The sequence below is a fragment of the Halonotius sp. F2-221B genome, assembly GCF_046719765.1.
GTDB lineage: Archaea > Halobacteriota > Halobacteria > Halobacteriales > Haloferacaceae > Halonotius.
Window position 1 is genome coordinate 1 of the sequence record NZ_JABEBY010000015.1, and the last position, 18,535, is coordinate 18,535.

21 protein-coding genes and 1 other RNA gene are annotated in these 18,535 nt (G+C 62.9%); 14 read left to right on the forward strand and 8 right to left on the reverse strand.

Features of this window, described 5'->3' with window-relative positions:
• The 4 genes from HKK80_RS11420 to HKK80_RS11435 form a co-directional block, all read left to right on the forward strand.
• On the forward strand, window positions 1–228 hold a 228-nt coding region (locus tag HKK80_RS11420), incomplete at its 5' end, for a hypothetical protein (RefSeq protein WP_411799726.1).
• 96 nt (window positions 229–324) lie between these two features.
• Window positions 325–756 (forward strand): TRAM domain-containing protein, encoded by a 432-nt coding sequence (locus HKK80_RS11425; RefSeq protein ID WP_411799727.1) that lies wholly within the window; start codon window positions 325–327, stop codon window positions 754–756.
• Between the two features lie 25 nt (window positions 757–781).
• Entirely contained in the window at window positions 782–1,009 is a 228-nt protein-coding gene (locus tag HKK80_RS11430) for a hypothetical protein (RefSeq protein ID WP_411799728.1), read from the forward strand.
• A gap of 170 nt (window positions 1,010–1,179) precedes the next feature.
• Window positions 1,180–4,227, forward strand: a complete 3,048-nt coding sequence (locus tag HKK80_RS11435) for a PAS domain S-box protein (RefSeq protein ID WP_411799729.1) — start codon at window positions 1,180–1,182, stop codon at window positions 4,225–4,227.
• Between the two features lie 152 nt (window positions 4,228–4,379).
• Here HKK80_RS11435 and HKK80_RS11440 read toward each other — a convergent pair whose 3' ends face one another.
• The 3 genes from HKK80_RS11440 to HKK80_RS11450 all read right to left on the reverse strand — a co-directional run bounded on the left by HKK80_RS11440 (window position 4,380) and on the right by HKK80_RS11450 (window position 7,824).
• Window positions 4,380–4,754, reverse strand: coding sequence for a hypothetical protein (locus tag HKK80_RS11440; protein ID WP_411799730.1), 375 nt, complete (start codon window positions 4,752–4,754; stop codon window positions 4,380–4,382).
• A gap of 47 nt (window positions 4,755–4,801) precedes the next feature.
• Window positions 4,802–6,511: a HEAT repeat domain-containing protein gene (locus HKK80_RS11445; RefSeq protein ID WP_411799731.1), complete on the reverse strand. Its 1,710-nt coding sequence runs from the start codon at window positions 6,509–6,511 to the stop codon at window positions 4,802–4,804.
• 236 nt (window positions 6,512–6,747) lie between these two features.
• Entirely contained in the window at window positions 6,748–7,824 is a 1,077-nt protein-coding gene (locus tag HKK80_RS11450) for a LolA family protein (RefSeq protein WP_411799732.1), read from the reverse strand.
• A gap of 110 nt (window positions 7,825–7,934) precedes the next feature.
• On the opposite strand from HKK80_RS11450, the gene HKK80_RS11455 reads away from it, so the two are divergent.
• From HKK80_RS11455 to HKK80_RS11470, 4 genes are read left to right on the forward strand one after another with little or no spacing between them, the layout of a single operon-like run.
• The gene (locus HKK80_RS11455; protein ID WP_411799733.1) at window positions 7,935–8,675 is read left to right on the forward strand and encodes an ABC transporter ATP-binding protein; all 741 of its coding nucleotides are present in this window, start codon (window positions 7,935–7,937) and stop codon (window positions 8,673–8,675) included.
• Complete coding sequence (locus tag HKK80_RS11460; RefSeq protein ID WP_411799734.1) at window positions 8,675–9,910, forward strand: ABC transporter permease; 1,236 nt, start codon at window positions 8,675–8,677, stop codon at window positions 9,908–9,910. The genes HKK80_RS11455 and HKK80_RS11460 overlap by 1 nt, the downstream gene beginning before the upstream one ends.
• Before the next feature lie 26 nt (window positions 9,911–9,936).
• Window positions 9,937–11,172: an MFS transporter gene (locus HKK80_RS11465; protein ID WP_411799735.1), complete on the forward strand. Its 1,236-nt coding sequence runs from the start codon at window positions 9,937–9,939 to the stop codon at window positions 11,170–11,172.
• 48 nt (window positions 11,173–11,220) lie between these two features.
• Window positions 11,221–11,874, forward strand: coding sequence for a DUF1405 domain-containing protein (locus HKK80_RS11470; protein WP_411799820.1), 654 nt, complete (start codon window positions 11,221–11,223; stop codon window positions 11,872–11,874).
• Here HKK80_RS11470 and HKK80_RS11475 read toward each other — a convergent pair.
• From HKK80_RS11475 to HKK80_RS11485, 3 genes are all read right to left on the reverse strand, one after another.
• Window positions 11,871–12,335 (reverse strand): hypothetical protein, encoded by a 465-nt coding sequence (locus tag HKK80_RS11475; RefSeq protein ID WP_411799736.1) that lies wholly within the window; start codon window positions 12,333–12,335, stop codon window positions 11,871–11,873. The two genes, HKK80_RS11470 and HKK80_RS11475, sit on opposite strands and share 4 nt — an antisense overlap.
• 88 nt (window positions 12,336–12,423) lie before the next feature.
• Window positions 12,424–12,810 carry a PIN domain-containing protein gene (locus HKK80_RS11480; RefSeq protein WP_411799737.1) on the reverse strand — a complete coding sequence of 129 codons (387 nt, stop codon included), beginning with the start codon at window positions 12,808–12,810 and terminating at the stop codon, window positions 12,424–12,426.
• Window positions 12,807–13,067 carry an antitoxin VapB family protein gene (locus tag HKK80_RS11485; RefSeq protein WP_411799738.1) on the reverse strand — a complete coding sequence of 87 codons (261 nt, stop codon included), beginning with the start codon at window positions 13,065–13,067 and terminating at the stop codon, window positions 12,807–12,809. The genes HKK80_RS11480 and HKK80_RS11485 overlap by 4 nt, the downstream gene beginning before the upstream one ends.
• 150 nt (window positions 13,068–13,217) lie before the next feature.
• Here HKK80_RS11485 and gatD point away from each other — a divergent pair, with 150 nt between their 5' ends.
• The 3 genes from gatD (at window position 13,218) to HKK80_RS11500 (ending at window position 15,791) form a co-directional block, all read left to right on the forward strand.
• A complete protein-coding gene (gatD, locus tag HKK80_RS11490) occupies window positions 13,218–14,504 on the forward strand; it encodes a Glu-tRNA(Gln) amidotransferase subunit GatD (protein ID WP_411799739.1) in 1,287 nt (428 codons plus the stop codon).
• Entirely contained in the window at window positions 14,495–14,794 is a 300-nt protein-coding gene (locus HKK80_RS11495) for a hypothetical protein (RefSeq protein ID WP_411799740.1), read from the forward strand. The genes gatD and HKK80_RS11495 overlap by 10 nt, the downstream gene beginning before the upstream one ends.
• A 112-nt stretch (window positions 14,795–14,906) precedes the next feature.
• Entirely contained in the window at window positions 14,907–15,791 is an 885-nt protein-coding gene (locus HKK80_RS11500) for a universal stress protein (protein ID WP_411799741.1), read from the forward strand.
• A 17-nt stretch (window positions 15,792–15,808) separates the two neighbouring features.
• On the opposite strand, the gene HKK80_RS11505 is transcribed toward HKK80_RS11500, so the two are convergent.
• Window positions 15,809–16,243, reverse strand: a complete 435-nt coding sequence (locus HKK80_RS11505) for a universal stress protein (RefSeq protein ID WP_411799742.1) — start codon at window positions 16,241–16,243, stop codon at window positions 15,809–15,811.
• Between the two features lie 140 nt (window positions 16,244–16,383).
• Between HKK80_RS11505 and HKK80_RS11510 the strand changes: the two genes are divergently transcribed.
• The 3 genes from HKK80_RS11510 to HKK80_RS11520 all read left to right on the forward strand — a co-directional run bounded on the left by HKK80_RS11510 (window position 16,384) and on the right by HKK80_RS11520 (window position 17,739).
• Window positions 16,384–16,947 (forward strand): class I SAM-dependent methyltransferase, encoded by a 564-nt coding sequence (locus HKK80_RS11510; protein ID WP_411799743.1) that lies wholly within the window; start codon window positions 16,384–16,386, stop codon window positions 16,945–16,947.
• Window positions 16,948–17,032: 85 nt separating this feature from the next.
• An RNA gene (ffs, locus tag HKK80_RS11515) (signal recognition particle sRNA) lies at window positions 17,033–17,344 on the forward strand.
• Window positions 17,345–17,415: 71 nt separating this feature from the next.
• Entirely contained in the window at window positions 17,416–17,739 is a 324-nt protein-coding gene (locus tag HKK80_RS11520; RefSeq protein WP_411799744.1) for a hypothetical protein, read from the forward strand.
• 15 nt (window positions 17,740–17,754) lie between these two features.
• On the opposite strand, the gene HKK80_RS11525 is transcribed toward HKK80_RS11520, so the two are convergent.
• The gene (locus HKK80_RS11525; RefSeq protein ID WP_411799745.1) at window positions 17,755–18,477 is read right to left on the reverse strand and encodes a protein sorting system archaetidylserine synthase; all 723 of its coding nucleotides are present in this window, start codon (window positions 18,475–18,477) and stop codon (window positions 17,755–17,757) included.
• Between the last annotated feature and the right edge of the window lie 58 nt (window positions 18,478–18,535).

Below are 18,535 nucleotides of genomic sequence, written 5' to 3' on the forward strand. Positions count from 1 at the left end.
TTTCCAGCAGGTCGCTTGGAACAGATCGAACCTGGCGAGTTAGACGCAGAATGGCTTGATAGTCTTGCTGAGCGGTTCACCGACGCTGGGTGGGATGTCACTCACAAAACGGCCGAACTACACCTCACCCAGTACGACGAAGAGTACCGGATCACCGCAGATGGTACGGTTGTCGGCGAAGGTGAGTATCGAGAGCCACTCGAAAATATCGTTACGATTGAACGGTGACCAACTACTACCCTCATACGCTTACTTCGTGGTGATCGCTTCTCTTCACACTACCAAATTGAATTCACTTTTTACCCTCGGTAGCGTGCTTGTGGTATGGAAATTTCTGATGACTTGCTTTGCCTCTTCACTACGCAAGTGAGTGTTGAAGACGATTCATATCATATTGAGATTCCGGATCGAGAGATAGAGAACGGCGCGATAGACACGAGTGGAACATACCGCGTGGCACTGCTGCCGGTAGATGCAGACACTGCATCTGACTCCTCAGCTGATCAACCAGCCGAGCCAGCACCTGAACAGGAAGACGAGCAACAGCCACCTGTTGATGTCGGCGAAACACGTGACGTTGAGATTGACAGCATCGGTGACCAAGGCGACGGGATTGCCCGGATTGATCGAGGCTACGTTGTCATCGTTCCGGACACAGAGGTTGGCGACAGAGCAACCGTTCGGATTGAAACTGCAAAAGAGAATGTTGCCTTTGCAGAGGTTGTTGAACGACATCACAGGCCACAACACGACTAAGAGACACACTACCATCCCTGCGAGTATGACCGAGTTCAGCACTGGAGACCCAGTTCGCATCGATATCCCTGACGAGACAGACCCTGATCATGACCAGTATCACGGCGACCACGGCCGCATTATTGATGTCGTCAAAGGCGAGCTAACGACAATTACCGGCGAGCAAATAGAGGAACCACGCTATCGGATACGACTGCCAGACAGCGAAGAACTTGAGCTCCCAGCCCACGCCATCCGTCCACTAATCCAATGACATAACTCTATAGTTTTGCCAACGCAGCAGCAACTGACTCGTTGTTCGGCCCTTTGAGCTGTATGTCGATAAATACAGACCTATCCCATTGATTTATAGTGTGTATTTCACAACACTAACTCAGAGTGAATTACATATGAAACAAATCGCTGAAGAGAAAATGTAAGTCGATGATATCGAACGGCACAGAAACCGAGTATTCAGGCGTTTGTAACGCGATCTGTAGTAGTATCTCTGAGCCTGTCTGTGTGTTTGCTGTCAAACGAAGTGACACTGCCCACACATTCGTGGTTAAAAATAACAATACTATCCACAGCAAACAAACAGGGGTCGATATAGCCAACGGCAGTGGTCAGCCCTTGGACGATTTGTTAGATGCTGACGCTGCAGCCGCGCTTCGTCACCCACTGGAAGACTGTCTCGATCATGCCGAGCCGGTTGAACGAACCGAAACCATCAGTTGGCCGGCGGCGACAGTGTCGTGGGAGACAACGTACACACCTGTTGTCCAGGATGGAACCGTCGAAAGGATTGTGGCGACCTCTCAGGAAGTCCCGAACTCTCCATCCCCTGATAGTCAGCAGCCGAATCAGGAAGTGACACAGCTCACAGAACGGCTCAAACTCGCCGTCGAGGGCGCGGGGATCGGCGTCTGGGATTGGGATATGACGACCGATCAGGTCGAGTACAACGAACAGTGGGCCTCGATGCTCGGCTACACACTCGATGATATCGAGCCACATCTCAGTGCCTGGGAGAGCCGAACCCACCCGGATGATGCTGAGCGAATCAAAACTGCATTAGAAAACCACGAGCAGCAAGCAACTGAATACTACGATACAGAACACCGGATGAAAACCGCAAGCGGCGACTGGAAGTGGATCCGCGATATCGGAACCATTGTCGAACGAGATGCCGATGATGATCCGATCCGTGCGGTTGGGATTCATATCGATATCGACCAGCAAAAGACCGCCCAACAGGGACTCGAAGCTGAGCGAGAGATGTTCAAACAAGGGCCGGCAGTTGTCTTCCGGTGGGACGATGACGCTGGCTGGCCCATCAAATATGTCTCAGAGAACGTCAAGGACACGTTCGGCTATACGCCGGCTGAACTCCAGTCAACTGCGTTTGTCTCACTCGTTCACGACGAGGATGTACAACAGGTCAGAGAGGCGTTTAGTAGAGAGAGAAAAACCGATCAGGAATTGGTCACGCTGGATCCCTATCGGATACGCGATGCTGACGGGAACACCCGCTGGGTAAAGGAATACACAAACACAGCTCCGGACAACCCCGAAGACACCTCACTCGTCGGCTATCTCATCGACATAACAGAGCAAAAAGAAAACCAACGAGAGCTTGAAGCACGCGAGCAGAAGTACCGCAATCTGTTTGAGCACAATCGTGACGCGCTCATGCTCATGGATCGTGAGGGGTATCTCGACTGTAACGAACAAACACTCGAACTGTTTGGAATCGACTCTGTCGAGGAGTTCGTCACGCATGCCCCAGGGGAGCTGTCACCCACGACACAGCCCGACGGGCGACCCTCACAGGAGGCCGCGAGTGACTGGATTGATACAGCCTTTGAGTCGGGTGAAGCAGTCTTCGAGTGGGTACACCAGCGCGCCGATGGGACAGAATTCCCGGCAGAGGTGAAGCTCACCCGATTCGAGTATAACGACAGATCGGCTGTGCATGCCCTCGTCAGAGATATCACCGAGCGAAAACAACGGGCACGATCACTCGAAATCAGCGAGGCGAAGTATCGAAGCCTGTTTGAGGATAGCCGCGACGCCCTCATGCTGCTTGACCGGGACGGATTCTTTGATTGCAACGAACAGGCACTGGAACTGTTCGACATCGAGTCTGTCGAGGCGTTCACCGAGTACACCCCGTGGGAACTCGCGCCGCAGTCCCAACCAGATGGCAGAGACTCGAAGGCGATAGCATTAGAACACATTGAAAAAGCGTTCAACGAAGGGACGGCATTCTTTGAGTGGATCCACCAGCGCGGTGATGGCACGGAGTTTGCTGCTGAGGTAAAGCTCAGCCGGTTCGAACATCAGGGCGAGCCAGCAGTCCATGCGATTGTCCGAGATATTTCTGCGCGAAAAGAGCGAGAACAGCAACTCAAACAATTTCAGAAAGCCGTCGAACAGACCGGTCACGCAGTGTATATGACCGAGACAGACGGAAACATCGAATACATCAATCCGGCGTTTGAGTCGATCACCGGGTACAACAAAGCTGAGGCAATCGGTCGCAAGCCGAGTATCCTCAAATCAGGCGAGCACAGCGACGACTACTACGACGAGCTTTGGGAGACGATCCTCGCCGGTGACCAGTGGGAAGCCGAGGTGATTGATGAACGGGCAAACGGCGAGGAAGTCGTACTCAATCAGACGGTTTCACCGCTTACCGATGAGGAGGGCACCCCGGAGAAATTCGTCGCAGTGGCGAACGATATCACCCAACGGAAAAGTTATGAACGCCAGTTAGAGGAACAGCGTGACAATCTGGATATTCTCAATCAGGTGCTGCGCCACGATATCCGGAACGACCTCCAATTGATCCTTGCGTATACGGAGATGGTTGCGGACGCGATAGATCATGAGGAGGCAGAAACGCATTTGCAGACCGTCTATGAAAACGCAGAGCATGCCGTTGATCTCACAACGGTAGCCCGAGAGATGGCGGCTGTCATGCTTTCGGCGGAGCAAGAACTTGAACCGATCAGTATCCGTTCGGTAGTACGATCTGAGATTGAACAGATCAGGGAAGCATATCCAGACGCCAACATCATCTCTGCGTCGGAGATTCAGCAGGTATCGGTGCGAGCTAACAAGATGTTAGGTTCCGTGTTTCGCAACCTGTTGAAGAATGCAGTCCAGCACAACGACAAACCAGTTCCGACCGTTGCCGTGTCATCGGACACAGCGGATGGAAGTATCAGAATCCGAGTTGCGGACAACGGTCCCGGCATTTCTGACGCCGCAAAGGAGGACATCTTCGGGAAGGGTGAGAAAGGACTCGACAGTGAGGGCACCGGAATCGGCCTCTACCTCGTCAAGTCGTTGGTAGACAGCTACGGTGGTGATGTCTGGATCGAAGATCGCAACGAAGGCGGGATTGTGGACGCTGAAACACCCACAGCTGCTCCATCTGAGGGGGCAGTATTTGTTGTTGAGTTGCCGACGGTACAGCGTGAGTAACACATCGTTGTCCTCAATACGTCACTCCGTACGGTCGTATATCACAGTTTAGAGTCTGTTTCATCGAATCATCCAAGAGCCCGAGTCGATTATCGACCACGCAGATATCGTCCGGGAACCATCGGGCTGCTGGGACAGCCAGCACAACCCACTTATGACCAGAAGCCGCCCGATCCCGGCCCCGATGGGCCACGCGGGCCGCTGGGTGCGGTGGGCGACTCATCGGCGAGTTCGACGCGTTCGCTCGGCTGTCGTGGATCGATCTCTTGGCCGTCTTCGAACTTGATGAAGCTGAGATAGAAGGACTCCCCGCAGCCGGTTTCGCCATCCCGAAGCGTCCCATCCCCACCGCAGGTGAATTCGACGCCGTCGACATCATCTTCGTCCTCAAATGACTCGTCGGGAGCGACGTACGACCAGCCCTCGAAGGGGTACGGCGTCACCGCCTTGTCGTCGAGATACCCTGCACGTTCGAGTTCGACGATCGCCTCACAGTGTGGACAGTGGTAGGTAACGGTGTAACTCATTACCAACACTTGGGTGGGGCCGCTATTGAGGCCTTCGCGGGCCGCCGTCACGTGATCCGGTTGAGTGCCCACGCCGCCCGCTGCCGCACTGATTCCTTCGGATCGGTGTGGCGACGCTCGGCCAACGCATCGGCTGCCGCGGCGGCGTTACACCGGCCCAACGCCCAACAGGCGTGGACACGGCTGCGCGTCCAACTGTCGTCTAACAGCTCGATCAAGGCGTCGACAAACGGTGTGACATGTCGCGGTCGCACCGCGGCGATGCGGGCAAACGTACCGGCTGTATTCGACCGCACCGTGGGATCGTCGTCGGTCAACAGCTCGGCAAGCTCGTCGGTGTAGGGGGCGATGTCGGTCGGATACTCGGCCGCGATATCGCCGAGAATCCCGACCGTGTTGGCGCGAAGCTCCGGACTGTCGGCGGGAAGCTGTGCGAGCAGCGTTGGCACCGCCGGCGTCGCCGCAGCCGGGTAGGCAGCCGTCACCCGGCCGAGGGCGGCGGTGGTACTGATCAGATAGGCGGTGTCGTCGGTTTCCAGCAGCGAACACAGCTGTGGCACGAGCGGTCGAACGGCGTCCGGCTCCGCCTTGGCGACGAGCCCGACGGTCGCCAGTGCCTGCCGGCGCGCCCGGGTCGGTGTCGGTTCCAACACCGAGTCGAACGCCGACATCGCATCCACGACAACACCGGGGTCGTGGTCGGCCACCTGAGCCAACAGCCGTGTCGCCGCCGTCGCCACCAGCCGGCTGTCGGCGGGCAGCGTGTCGATAACGGCATCGACCGCGTCGGCGACGGCAGCCGGCTGTACCGCCGCGATATGGGCCAGCGATCGCAGGGCATACAGTCTGCTGAGTCGGCCACCGTCAAGACACGCCACGAGCGACGGGATCGCGGTCAACCCGGGGGTCGCAGTCGCCGAAAGCACGGATGCAACGATCCGTACCGCGGTCGTTTGGGTCTGGGTGTCGGCCGTCTGAGCGATCTTCGCCAGTCCGGCGGTATCAACCACGCCGGGGGCAGCAGCCGCCAACCGGCCGTAGCGATCAAGCTGTTGTGAGGAGGGCTCCGGGCCAGGAGCCGACACCGTTGGCTGCGGCGGCACGAAGAGGGTCTCGATCGCCGGCAGCGAGACGGTGACCCGCCGAGGGGTTGCCTCGGCTGTCAACGCCGACACCTGCGGGGGGTCGTGAGCGGATCGATCAGCCGGCGAGATATGACGAACGTCAACGACCGGGACATCGATCGATCGCGCCCCAGCCGCCGTCTCGATCCGGACGGCGGTGCCGTCTGCGAGGGACGCACAGAACGCGGTGATGTCGCTAACTGCGTCGGGCTCGATTCGCACCTGTCGTGGCGAGCCCTGATGGTCGATCCCGAACCATCGCAACGGCCGACCATCGTCGTCGGTGTGTCGTCGCAGGAACTCGGCGGCCGACTCACAGCCGAGCGCGTCGCGGGCCAGCTGCCACGTCTCGTCGGTGCCGATCCGCCAACAGGTGACCCCATCGACAACGACCGGATTGGGGCCGCTGGCGGGTGTGGTCGCCGGGGGCTCGGCAGGTGAGTCGGCTGTCGACGGTTGGTCGGTTGCCGACGGCGGGTCGATCGACGCACCGTCGGCGGTCATCGCGGCCGCCGCACACGCCTCACAGACCGGGTTCGGGATCGGGGCAAGCAGCCGCGTCCCACCGTCAGGTTCGGGGGTTGCGTCGCTCGTCGCTGGATCGACCCCGATCGTCGGCTGGCTGTCGAGCATGGCGGGCGACCCCGGGCCGACAGCCTGCTCTGTGGGCCGATCCGATCCCGACCCGTCGCTCAGCCACGAGATCGGGCGACCGCAACAGCAGCAGTGTGGAACATGGTGAGGTGACTGGAACGCCATCTGAGTGGTATCGGATGGTCACCGTACCACTCAAAAAGCGTTCGCCCGTAGTTATCACCGGAGATAATTTGTTGAGGCGACCGGGAAAATCAGCGGTCGTCGACGGCGGGTTACAGGCCGGCTGCGGCCGCGGTCGCGTCGTCGATCGTCCCCTCGACAGCGACGGCGGTTGTGACCCCATCGTCGGTCCAGAAGACGACCGCGCGACCGTCCTGTTCAACCGCCGACGCCGATCGCTCGTTGACCGTCACCGTGGTCTCTCCCTCAAGCCGATCCACCGGTGTCGACCCACCGGTTGCGGTGATCACCGACACGGTGTCGTCATCGGCCGCGTACTGCTGGATGACGGCGGTGCCGTCAGCGCGGCTGACAACCGTTGCGGTGGTGAACTCGCCGGTGTCGGATGTGGGCACCGAGAGCTCGGTCGCCGACTGGACGGCCTCGAAGCTGTCGTATGAGTCAGACGTTGTCACCGACACCCGGTCGGCCGGCGGCTCAAACGTGCTGTCGTGGATGCTTACGTTGAACTGTGTCTCGGTGACGCGAACGGTTGTCTCGTTGGTGCCATCGGTCGCCGTCATCCGGAGGAGTCGGCTGTCGTCGGTGGCAACCCAGAGGGTTCCGCTCGTCGACGCGGCCGACTCGTCGGTCGGTTCGACATCGACAACGTAGGCGGACTGGCCGTCGATCTCGGTCGTGTCAACGCGGGTTGCGGTCACGTTCGACGCTTCGACCGGGTCGGTCATCGAGCCGTAGTCGTCGGAGGCGGCCGGAAGCTCGCCGTTGTCGACGCCGGCCTCGTACTCTTCGAGTTCAGCCTCGGTCGGCACCTCGCGGGCGAACGAGCGATCAGCACCGACAGCCCACACAACGCTGCCGTTCGAGCCGGCCTCGTAGGTCTCGCCTGCCTTGTTGACGGTGTAAGCGACCTTGTCGGGCTGTTTGGCGGCGTACTCGACGGTCGCGGTCGACGTTTCGGTCTCGTTTTCGACTGTCACGGTCGCCGTCCCGCTGAGTGTGTCGGCGGAATCGTATCGGGTCTCGACGCGATCAAGGATCTCGTCGCCGGATGGCTGGTCGTCGACGGCCATGCCGGGGAGGCCGGTCGCCGCGCCGGCGGCCAGCAGGCCGATCGCAAGGAGAGCGGCTAGCACACCGAGGCGACGACTGAATGGAGCAGTAGTCATCACCTGTTGTACGTGCTTGTGACGTAAGTACATTGCTCCGAGGAGGGAGGTGGCCGGTGCAGACCAGCCGGTGGCCAACGTTGATACGCGCAGACAGCCAACAGCTGTGTGTGAGCGAGACAGCCGCGACCGCAACAACAGCCGTAACCGAGACCGGCGAGACCGAGCCCACGGTCGTCGTCGACGAGGTGTCGAAATACTACACTGTCGGGGGGCAGGTAACCGCACTTGACGAGGTGAGCCTCACGCTTCCACGGGGGTCGTACACCGCGATCATGGGGCCGAGTGGCTCCGGGAAAAGCAGCCTGTTGAACCTGATCGGCGGGCTCGATACCCCCTCGTCGGGCCATGTTGCCGTCGACGGCAAGCCGGTCTCGACAGCGAGCGAAGACGAGCGCGCCGCGATCCGCGGCACCGACATCGGCTTTGTCTTCCAGACGTTCAACCTCATGCCGCGGCTGACCGCCGTCGAAAACGTCGCCCTCCCGTTGGTGTTCGATGGCTGGTCGCGGGCCGACCGGATCGACCGCGCGGTCGACCGCCTGGAGGCGGTTGGGCTGGGCGACCGCACCGACCACGTTCCCAGCGAGCTCAGCGGCGGCCAACGCCAGCGGGTCGCCATCGCCCGCGCGCTCGCACCTGATCCGGCACTCATCCTCGCCGACGAACCAACCGGCAATGTCGACACCGACACCGGCGCGACCGTCCTCGATATCTTTGATGACCTCCACGCCGCGGGCAACACCATCCTGCTGGTGACCCACGAACGCCATGTCGCCGAGCGCGCCGACCGGATCGTCCACATCACGGATGGCAAGATCGGCTCGATCGAAGCCACGGGTGAGGCCTGATGGACAGCCGCGAAGGCCTCCGGATCGCTGTGCGGTCGATACGAGCCCACAAGCTTCGCTCGGCGTTGACCGTCGTCGGTATCGTCATCGGCATCGCCTCGGTGATCACGTTTGCAACGTTCGGAGCCAGCGTCCAAGCCGAGATCATCGGCGATATCGGCGACAGCAACGCGGGCAACATCTACGTCTTCGGCACCCCCAGCGACGACGAGGGGTTCGACCGGGTGTTGCAGCCGGTGTTTACCGAATCGGATCTTGCGGCGATCGGTGAGATCGAGGGTGTCACCGCGGTGTTGCCGCGCGGCTCAGTTCAGGTGTCGTCGATACGCGCCGGCAACCAGACGCTCGCCAGATCGCAGGTGACCGCAACGACACCCGAGAGCATCACGCCGGCGTCGACGGTCAGCGGACAAGCGTTCACCAGCGGCGAGCGCGAGGTCGTCGTCAACGAGCGACTGGCGACCGGCTTCAGCGAGAATCTGACAGCCGGGTCGACGCTGACGCTCACCTTTTCCGACGGCGAGGAGCGACCGGTGACGGTGACGGGCGTCGTCAACGGCACGCGGGGTGAGCTGCCGGTGAGCAACTTTGCTCGCCAGCCGCGGCTCTTCGCGCCGGTCGATCCCTTCTATGCGGCGGTCGTCGAAAGCCCCTCGGCTGGGGTGCGGCAACGGGCCTACCCACAGGTGACCGTCGTCACCGATCCACGACAAACGGCAGAGACGCGCGAAGCGATCGAGGCCTATCTCGCGGGCGACGCCGATGCCCGCCAGTTGTCGGCGAGCGACACCGAGTTGGTCGCCCGCTCGGGGAGTGATTTCATCGATGAGATCAGCGATGTGATCGAGCGCATCACCCGGTTTGTCACCGGGATCGGCGTCATCTCGCTGGTCGTCGGCGCGATCGGTATCGCCAACGTGATGTTGGTCAGCGTCACCGAGCGCACCCGGGAGATCGGGATCATGAAAGCCGTCGGCGCGCGCAACCGCGACGTGATGAGCGTCTTCGTCATCGAGGCCACGCTGTTGGGGACACTCGGCTCGCTGCTCGGCGTCCCGCTCGGCCTCCTTGTCGGTCGGGGGGCGGCCGCCTACGCCGACGTGACCTTCGCGTTGGCCCCGGATTGGATCGCGCTCGCCGTCGGTGTCGGCGTCGTGGTCGGGATCGTCGCCGGGCTGTATCCGGCCTGGCGGGCCGCCCGGATCGATCCGATCGACGCGCTCCGACACGAATGAGTGGGGACACACAACCACCACGATAGATGGCCGACGCCGAGCAGTCGACAGCGGGAACCGCGCTGTGGGTGATCGTCGCCGCCGCGACGCTGACGGTGATGGCCGGCGCGATCCTCGGGCCGGTGGTTCCACAGATTCAGTCGGCCCTTGGCGTCTCTGATACCGCCGCCGGGCTGATCATCACGACCCACGGCGGCGTGATCGTCCTTGCCAGCCCGGCTGTCGGCGCGCTGATCGATCGGATCGGCCCGCGGCGACCATTTATCGCCGGGCTGGTGATCTACGGCCTCGGCGGTGGGGCCGGCCTCGTCGTCGACAGCTACCTGCCGCTGTTGGCCTCCCGGGTCGTGCTCGGGGTCGGCACCGCCGCGGTCTACACGTCGATCACGGTGTTGCTCTACCAGCTCTACGAGGGCCAGGCGATGGAGCGCGCCCTCGGCTACCGGAGCAGTGCCAACAGCGCGGGCGCGGCGGTGTGGCCGCTGATCGGCGGTGCGGCCGGAACGGTAAGCTGGAACCTGCCGTTTGCCGTCTATCTGGTCGCGCTTCCGCTTGGGCTGGTCGCGTTGCTGACGGTTCCGGAGCCAGCAACAACAACAGGCGACGACGACGAAATCACCGCAAGCGACGACTCCCAAACCACCACCGAGGCCACCACGACGCTTCGGGAGCGGCTCACGGCGACAGCCACGATCTTCGGTCGTCGCCCGCAGCTGCTCGCGGTCTATCTGCTCTATTTCACCGCGAACACGCTGCTGTACGTCGTGGTCGTCTTCTACCCGCAGTTTCTCCAGGGGGTTGGTGTCGACTCCTCGGCGGCGATCAGCCTCTATCTGGCCGCCAACGGCGCGGCCGGCGGCGTCACCGCCGTCGCCTACGATCGACTGCGAAGCCGCGTCAGTCGGCTCACGCTCGTCGGCATCGCCGTCGGGCTGTGGACGATCGGGTTTGCGAGTGTGAGCCTCATCACAACCGCCATGAGCGCGTTGCTCCCGGTCGTCCTATTCGGGGCCGGCATCGGGCTGGTCTTTCCGTCAGCGTTCGCGTGGGTCGAGCGGTTCGCGCCAGCCGCCAAGCAGGGCCAGTTCAGTGCCTATCTTGCCTCAGTTGGCTACACCGGCCAGTTCCTCGCGCCGGTGGTGTTCGGGCCGTTGGTGCCCGGCCTCGGCGTTGCCGGCGTCTTCGCTGTCGGCGCGGCTGTCGCCGCCGTCGGCGTTGTCGTCGTGATCGCCACCTCTCGATCGACCGACAGACACCTGTAGCTGGCTACACAGAGACCAGCCATGTCGCAGCGAGCCGATTGGGAGACGATGCCGACGCGCCGGCGACCGGTACCGCGGGCGGTCGCCGAGTCGTATCTCTCCCACGGCCCGAGTCTGGTCATGCTGCTTGTCACCAGCGCGGTCGCCTTTCTCGTCGGGGTGCGGTTTTACGTCGACACGATGCCTGCGGTGTCGACGCTGCTGTGGCCGCTGTATGCGGATTCGCCGACCGCGATCGCGCTGGCGACGCTGTCGCTGGCGACGTTGCTGCCGACGCTCGACCGCCCGCTGGCGGCGACCCCCACGAACCGGCCACTGGCGTATCTCCACACGCTCGCGTACGTCTGGCTCATCAAATACGGCCTCTGGGTCGTCATCGCGCTCAACCGCCGCGTTGGGCTGTATATCGGGTTCGACGCCGACGCGCTCTACGCGTACTGGGGGATCATCGGCACCCACCTGCTGTTTGTCGCGCTGGCGTTCGCCATCCTCCACTACGGCCGGACGACCCGCGGCGCACTCGGGCTCTCGCTGGTGTTGCTGCTCGTCAACGACATCGTCGACTACGGCTTCGGCTACCACCCGCCGTTGCGCTACGAGCCCGCGGTCGTGGTGCCGACGCTGACGGTCGCGCTGTCGTTCGTCGTCGTCGCGCTGGCGGCCTGGCAGTTCGATCGACTCGACGGCGGATCGGCGGCCTAAATCTCTCGTGTCAGCCCGTCGCGTAGATCCCGGCCGAAGTAGTGGCCGACGAGCGCGAGGCCCGCACCAAGAACGACCCCGAGCCCGCCGAAGGCGAGGCCGTACTGCTGGAAGAAGTCGATTCCAATGGGGAGCACGGCAGAGGTGAGCAGGCTCAACGCGAAGTTGACACCGACAACGATCCCGCCGGCGAGGCCGGTTTCGAGATAGCGAGCGTCGCCGGCGAGGATGCCGAGGATGAACGTCGCCGCGAACACACCGGCGAGCGAGCCGATGCTGCCGATAACCGGGATCGCGCCGCCGCCGGCGACACCGATGGCGACAGCGACCAGCGAGATCAGGAGGGCTTTCACCGAGAAGCGGCCACCGAGGCGGCCCGAGCCGCCGTCATCATCGGCACCCGATGGGATCTCAGTGTCGACCCCGTCGACCGTCTCGGTTAGCTCGTCGGACTGCTGCATACCCAACCGTGGCGACCCAGCGGTTTGGCTGTTGTGCCGACAGCGACGATACTGTGCGGCTTGCCGTCTGTCGCACAACAGCTACGAACTATTCTCGATACCTCTCGATTTTCAGATCCTCGATAGCAGCAAAATGGGTGTCGTCCACGACGAGTGGCACACCGAGCGAGCGAGCAGTTCCGGCGATGTAGATGTCACTCTTGTTGATCAGTTCGCCGTCGGCACGGAGGCTGGCGTAGATTTCGGCGGCTTCCGCAGCCGTTTCGTTCGTGAACGGCACCGGCTGCACCCACTCGTATTTCGACATCGCCTCCGCTTGTGTCATCTCCTGGGTGATCATCAACCCGCGATACAGCTCCGAGAGGACGATGGTCGGTGCACCGATCTCTTCGCTGTCGTGGGCGGCTAAATATTCGATTGCGGCGTCGTCACCGCGGGCATAATCGATAAGAAACGACGCGTCGACGAGCTTCACGATTCCTCTGACAGCCGCTCGTCGATTCGGTTGCCATCTTCATCGAACGCAGCATCGAGATCCTCAAAGCCCTGCTCAACCGCTGCTTCGAGGTCGTCAGCCGCTTGCTGAGAGAGAAATCCGGCGTTCGTCCGCCAATCGGACTCACGTTCGTGGATGAGTCGGTCGAGCGTCTCGCTGAAGCTTTCGTCACCGCGTTTGTGCGCTTTCAGCCGCTCGTAGACATCTTCTTTGATGCCGATGTTTTTCGAGGCCATCCGTGTTTTGTGTATGGGTTTGGGTACACATCAAGGTTGTTCCCGGTTACCCTGTTTCAAAACAAGTGGCGTCGAAAGGTTCCGGTGGAATTCCCACTATCACAACCGCGAAAGCGTGGTTTCAAGTCGACCCCCGGGCAAGGCGGGCGTATGCATCCAGGCGACCGCGTCCGCGTCGAGCGCGGCGGTACCACCAACGAAGGCGTGGTGTTGCCCTCCTCGACGAGCGACCACATCGTCCTCAAGCTCGACGGCGGCTACAACATCGGCATCGACCGCGAGGCAGCCAGCGTCGACGTGCTGGAAACCGGCGTTCACGACATCGACGACGAGGGTGAGCCCGACGATGGAGCAGTCTCCGAGATCGAGTTCGGCGACGACCGGCCGACGATCTCGCTCATCTCAACGGGCGGCACGATCGCCTCGACGGTCGACTACCGCACCGGCGCGGTGACCGCGCAGTTCACCGCCGAGGACGTACTCCGGGCTGTCCCTGAACTCGCCGGGCGCGCCAACTACCGGGGCCGCGTCGTCGCCAACATCCTCTCGGAGAATATGGATCCCTCGATCTGGCAGGAGTTGGCCACCGCAGTGTACGAGGAAATCGAGGCAGGAGCCGACGGCGTCGTCGTCATGCACGGCACCGACACGATGCAGTATTCGGCGGCTGCACTGTCGTTCATGCTCGATACGCCGGTGCCGATCGTCTTCACCGGCAGCCAGCGATCGGCCGACCGGCCCTCCTCGGACAACGTGATGAACGCGGTGTCAGCGGTCGAAGCCGCGAAAGCCGACTGCGCGGAGGTGCTGCTCTGTATGCACGCGTCGGCCAGCGACGACCGCTGCGCGCTCCATCGCGGCACGCGCGTCCGGAAAAACCACACCTCCCGGCGAGACGCCTTCGAGACCGTCGGCAACAAGCCGCTGGCGACGATCGAGTATGCGACCGCCAGAGACAACGGCGGCGACGGTGCGGTTGCCGACGACGCTTTCGCGTTCAACCGCGAGTACGCCGCGCGCGGCGAGGCCGATCTCGCACGCAACGACGATCTCAATCCCGCGGTCGAACTCGTCAAATTCACGCCCGGCATGGATCCCGCGGCGTGGGACTACCTCGACGACGCCGACGGCGTGATCATCGAGGGCACCGGCCTCGGGCACATCCACACTGATCTGATCCCGCGGGTCGAGGAACTCGTCGACGACGGAACCGTGGTTGCGATGACGAGTCAGTGTTTGGAAGGCCGGGTCTGTGACCGTGTCTACGACACGGGCCGGGATCTGCTGGCTGCCGGCATCGTCGAAGCCGGCGATACGCTCCCTGGCACCGCGAAGGTGAAGCTGATGTGGGCCTTAGCGAACGTCGGCAACCCAACCGAGGCGATGGGGCGGTCGCTGGCGGGCGAGCTCACCGAGGAATCACAGCCGTGGCAGTAGCGGCGTCGCTGGCGGCCGCCGGGGCACCGTTTCAGATCGCGGCCGGCTCGCCGCTGCTCGTCGCCGCTATCATCGATCGCCCCATCATGGTCGTCATCTATGGGGTGACACTCGCCGTCTCGGTGTGGCTGTTTCGGGATGCGCGTCGGCGACAGCGATCGATCCCCGTGGCGGCCGGGTGGGCGATCGGCGGCTTCGTCCTCCCGGGGATCGTCCACTTCGGATATCTCTATGGACGAATGCAGGAGACATCACCAACCCCGGAGCCATCGGCCGAAAACGACACCTGAACGGGTGCGGTGCCGGCGATGACACCGCCCCGAGCAACACACCGAGACAGGAGGGCTGTCAGCAACGACATCGGCAGGGGTTGTTATTAGGTCGCCGCCCGAATCGACGGGTATGTTCGACCGCATCCTGTTTCCGATCGACGACAGCGACGGTGTTGCTGCGATCCGCGACAGCGTCTACGCGCTCGCGGCGGCCCACGACGCGACCCTCCACGTGCTGAACGTCGCCGACACCGCCCACGACAGCGTCACCCGGATCGGCGACGAGGTCGTCGACGCCCTCGAACAGGCGGGCCAACAGCTTGTGGACGAGACCGCCTCGAAGGCGGCCGAACGCGGCATCCCGACGAAGACAGCGGTGATACAGGGTGGTGTCGCCGCGACGATCACCACGTACGCAACCACCGCCGACATCGATCTCATCGTGATGCCGACGCAGGGGCGAACCGGCATCGAGGAGCACCTGCTGGGAAGCACGACCGAACGCGTCAGCCGTGAGACGCCGGTGCCGTTGCTTACACTTCGGCCCGACGCAACGCCGCTGACGACGCCGTTCGAGCGGCTGCTCGTCCCGACCGACGGCAGCGATACCGCGACGGCCGCCCTCGATGTTGGGATCGACCTCGCGGTCGCCGACGGCAGCAGGCTTCACCTGTTGTCGGTTATCGACACCGGGCTGTTTGGGGGGGATCTCCGGGCCGACCAGTTCACGGAGAGTCTGACCGCGGCCGCCAAGCAGGTCATCGACGAGGCCCGCGATCGTGCGACCGATGCCGGCGTTGGGGCTGTCGATACCGCCGTCAAGGACGACAACTCGGTGGCCGAGGGGATTCGATCGTACGCCGCCGACGCCGACAGCGACTGCATCGTCGTCGGCACCCACGGCCGAACCGGGCTCGACCGGTATCTACTCGGCAGCGTCACGGAGACGCTGATCCGAACCGCGCCGGTACCGGTGTTGGTCGTTCCGCCGGCGGATCACGCCCCCGAGGAGTAACACGACACGGGCAAAGACTACCGCTCATCGGCCGGCAGCACCACGACCGGACAGTCACTTTTGACGATGAGGGCCGTCCGCACACCGCCAGCGACAACATCCAGCCAATCGCTGCCACCGCGTGAGTGAAAGGCGATCGCCGAGGCGCCGGCCGCGGTGGCGGCGTCGATAATCGATGCGGCGATGTCGTCGCCGGTCAGCACGTCGGTGTCGACAGCGATCCCATCAGCAGCCGCAAGCGACGCAAACCGATCGACGGCGTCGGTAGCGCGGTTGGTCGCTGCACGCTGGGGGGTGTCGTCAGCACCGCTGGCCGCAACAACGCTGACCACCAGCGGCTGACAGCAGTCCGGGTCGATCTCGGGGCGAAGCGCGTCGTAGGTCTCGACAGCGTCGTCAGCGTCCGACACCGGGACGACCGGCCGCGTGAGCAGGCCCGACCGATCGGTCATCGGAACCCACCTGACAGGACAGATCTGGATGGTGACAGCAAGGAGCCGAGCATAGCGTCGCTTTCGCCGCCGTCCACATAGATCCTCGCCCCAGAAGCCAAATCCGAGGCTCTATTGGGCTTGGTGCCCACAATCGACCAATGGGATTTCACACGTTTGATCCGGCGAAGGCGGCCAAGTTAGACGACGAAAGCCGCTATCAGTTCTGCTCGCGGGAGGAGCTGCTCGGCGCGTTTGCGGCCGGCGGCGGGGCCGACGACCACCTTGTTGATCTCGGCAGCGGAACCGGCTTCTATACGACCGCGCTTGCGCCCTTCTTTGGGCAGGTTTCGGCGGTCGATATCCAGTCAGAAATGCACGACTACTTCCGGAAAAACGGGGTGCCGGCAAACGTCTCGCTGGTCGAGAGTTCGACCGATAGCCTCCCGCTCGATGATGGCTCGGTTGACGCGGTGCTGTCGACGATGACGGCCCACGAGCTGCCGCTTGCGGCGACGCTGGCGGAGCTACGCCGGGTGCTCAGTGCCGGCGGTCGGTTCGTGATCGTTGACTGGTCAGCCGAGGGGCGGGGTGAGGCCGGGCCGCCGCGAAGCGAACGCCTCAGTGCAGCCGATCTTCGAGAGTCGTTGACCGAGGTTGGTTTCAGCGTCGATCGCGCGGAGGAACGCGGCGAAACGCTGCTGATCGCGGCGACACGCGACTGACGGCGACAGCGTTGCAACCCCCCGATGGCGTCGACATGGCTGGACGGCGAGCCGAAAGGGACTTAACGCCCTCGGCTGTATCCCGGAGTGGACTAGGCCGGGCAGGTAGGCCCTGCTCCTCGCCCGTGAGACAGTCTTTAGCGGGGGCCGAACAGCCGGGGCGTCGGTTGAACCGACACAGGCCTCGGGAGCCAACGTAGAAACCTCGTCCGTCGGGGACAGCGGCTCGGTGTGTACACCCGCAGGGGTGTTCCACGCCGGGTTGTCGGCGACAGTGGGTCAGGCGCGGAAGCGAGCAGCCCATCGCCGGACGCCCGTCGCTCGCCGGATCGCGGGGTGGAGGAGGCAACCGAGAATCCCTGTGTTTGGAACGGCCGGCAAGTCGGCCTGTCCGCCATTCATACGCGGTTTTCGATCCACCGACCAGCCCACCGACAGCTTCGACTATCAGCAGTACCTTGGGTTTGCATGGCCGACAACGCGACGACTGACAGCGACGACACCGCACCCGAAACCGACGCCGAGACGACCGCCACCGCCGGCGACATCCATGCTAGCTACACCGAAACAGCGGGCGAACGCCGCCTCGTCTTCGACCGCGAGGGCCAAACCGCGGTCGTCGCCCAAAACAGCGAGGGATATGCGATGTTGCGGGTGCGACAGACAGCCGACGGCGACGAACTCGAACGCTACTACGGGTTCGATATGGCACTCGATCACGCCGCGGAACTACTCGGTGTCACCCCCAACGCGCTCCCGGTGCCGGACGCCGCTGCCGACATGGGGATGTAGCGGGTCGAAGCCGCACTACTCCTCGCCAAACGACGACTGCAGAAAGTCGCTGTCGAGGTGATCCCGCCAGTAAAATCGCGGCGCAAAGACGAGGTACGCCACTGCCAAAAACAGCAGCGCGAAGGCAAAAACACGACCGTAGTAGCCCGACGTGAGGATCGCCAACCCCTGGACAACCCCCATGATCAGCGCGTCCTGTGGGTGGAGATCCGGATAGGTGATCTGTGTCACCATCAGCACCGCGAGCACGCCAACAAGCCCGATGAGCTGCCAGACCGCGGTGAAGCCGGCCAGGACAGCCGCCGCCAGGATCGTCGCCGCCAGCGTCGTCTGGACGCCCTGGGTTTCCGCGCTGTCGTAGTCGTAGGCGGTGTACATCCCCAATCGGGTGACCGCCATCGCTACGAACAGCGCGGGCAGGCAGACGCCGACACCGACGACCGCGGGCTCGCCGTTCGGCATCCACTGCTCGAAGACGACGGCGACAACGAGAACAGCGGGAGCGACACCGAAGGAGGCGACATCGGCCAGGGAGTCGAGATAGACGCCAGCGGGCGTACTCCCCCGGCGCCGGGCGACGATCCCATCGAGGGCGTCGGTGATCGCGCCGACGAGGATGAGCCGGGCGGCCAGGGTCACATCGATGAGGGCGGCGGCGGTCGCCAGAAAGCCGAGGGCGGCGTTGGCGACGGTGACCGCGTCGGCAGCCCCGAGTCGCCCGACGAACCGCGGTTGCATATCTGCTCGTTGGCCAGTGGGAGGTTATGTGTTGTTATCTTCGTGGCCGAGGCCTCAA

What these genes read in the sequence shown, in the direction of transcription:
- HKK80_RS11425 (WP_411799727.1), top strand. Translation starts at nt 325, where the DNA reads ATGGAAATTTCTGATGACTTGCTTTGCCTCTTCACTACGCAAGTGAGT.
- HKK80_RS11430 (WP_411799728.1), top strand. Translation starts at nt 782, where the DNA reads ATGACCGAGTTCAGCACTGGAGACCCAGTTCGCATCGATATCCCTGAC.
- HKK80_RS11435 (WP_411799729.1), top strand. Translation starts at nt 1,180, where the DNA reads ATGATATCGAACGGCACAGAAACCGAGTATTCAGGCGTTTGTAACGCG.
- HKK80_RS11440 (WP_411799730.1), bottom strand. Translation starts at nt 4,754, where the DNA reads ATGAGTTACACCGTTACCTACCACTGTCCACACTGTGAGGCGATCGTC.
- HKK80_RS11445 (WP_411799731.1), bottom strand. Translation starts at nt 6,511, where the DNA reads ATGCTCGACAGCCAGCCGACGATCGGGGTCGATCCAGCGACGAGCGAC.
- HKK80_RS11450 (WP_411799732.1), bottom strand. Translation starts at nt 7,824, where the DNA reads ATGACTACTGCTCCATTCAGTCGTCGCCTCGGTGTGCTAGCCGCTCTC.
- HKK80_RS11460 (WP_411799734.1), top strand. Translation starts at nt 8,675, where the DNA reads ATGGACAGCCGCGAAGGCCTCCGGATCGCTGTGCGGTCGATACGAGCC.
- HKK80_RS11465 (WP_411799735.1), top strand. Translation starts at nt 9,937, where the DNA reads ATGGCCGACGCCGAGCAGTCGACAGCGGGAACCGCGCTGTGGGTGATC.
- HKK80_RS11470 (WP_411799820.1), top strand. Translation starts at nt 11,221, where the DNA reads ATGCCGACGCGCCGGCGACCGGTACCGCGGGCGGTCGCCGAGTCGTAT.
- HKK80_RS11475 (WP_411799736.1), bottom strand. Translation starts at nt 12,335, where the DNA reads ATGCAGCAGTCCGACGAGCTAACCGAGACGGTCGACGGGGTCGACACT.
- HKK80_RS11485 (WP_411799738.1), bottom strand. Translation starts at nt 13,067, where the DNA reads ATGGCCTCGAAAAACATCGGCATCAAAGAAGATGTCTACGAGCGGCTG.
- gatD (WP_411799739.1), top strand. Translation starts at nt 13,218, where the DNA reads ATGCATCCAGGCGACCGCGTCCGCGTCGAGCGCGGCGGTACCACCAAC.
- HKK80_RS11500 (WP_411799741.1), top strand. Translation starts at nt 14,907, where the DNA reads ATGTTCGACCGCATCCTGTTTCCGATCGACGACAGCGACGGTGTTGCT.
- HKK80_RS11505 (WP_411799742.1), bottom strand. Translation starts at nt 16,243, where the DNA reads ATGACCGATCGGTCGGGCCTGCTCACGCGGCCGGTCGTCCCGGTGTCG.
- HKK80_RS11510 (WP_411799743.1), top strand. Translation starts at nt 16,384, where the DNA reads ATGGGATTTCACACGTTTGATCCGGCGAAGGCGGCCAAGTTAGACGAC.
- HKK80_RS11520 (WP_411799744.1), top strand. Translation starts at nt 17,416, where the DNA reads ATGGCCGACAACGCGACGACTGACAGCGACGACACCGCACCCGAAACC.
- HKK80_RS11525 (WP_411799745.1), bottom strand. Translation starts at nt 18,477, where the DNA reads ATGCAACCGCGGTTCGTCGGGCGACTCGGGGCTGCCGACGCGGTCACC.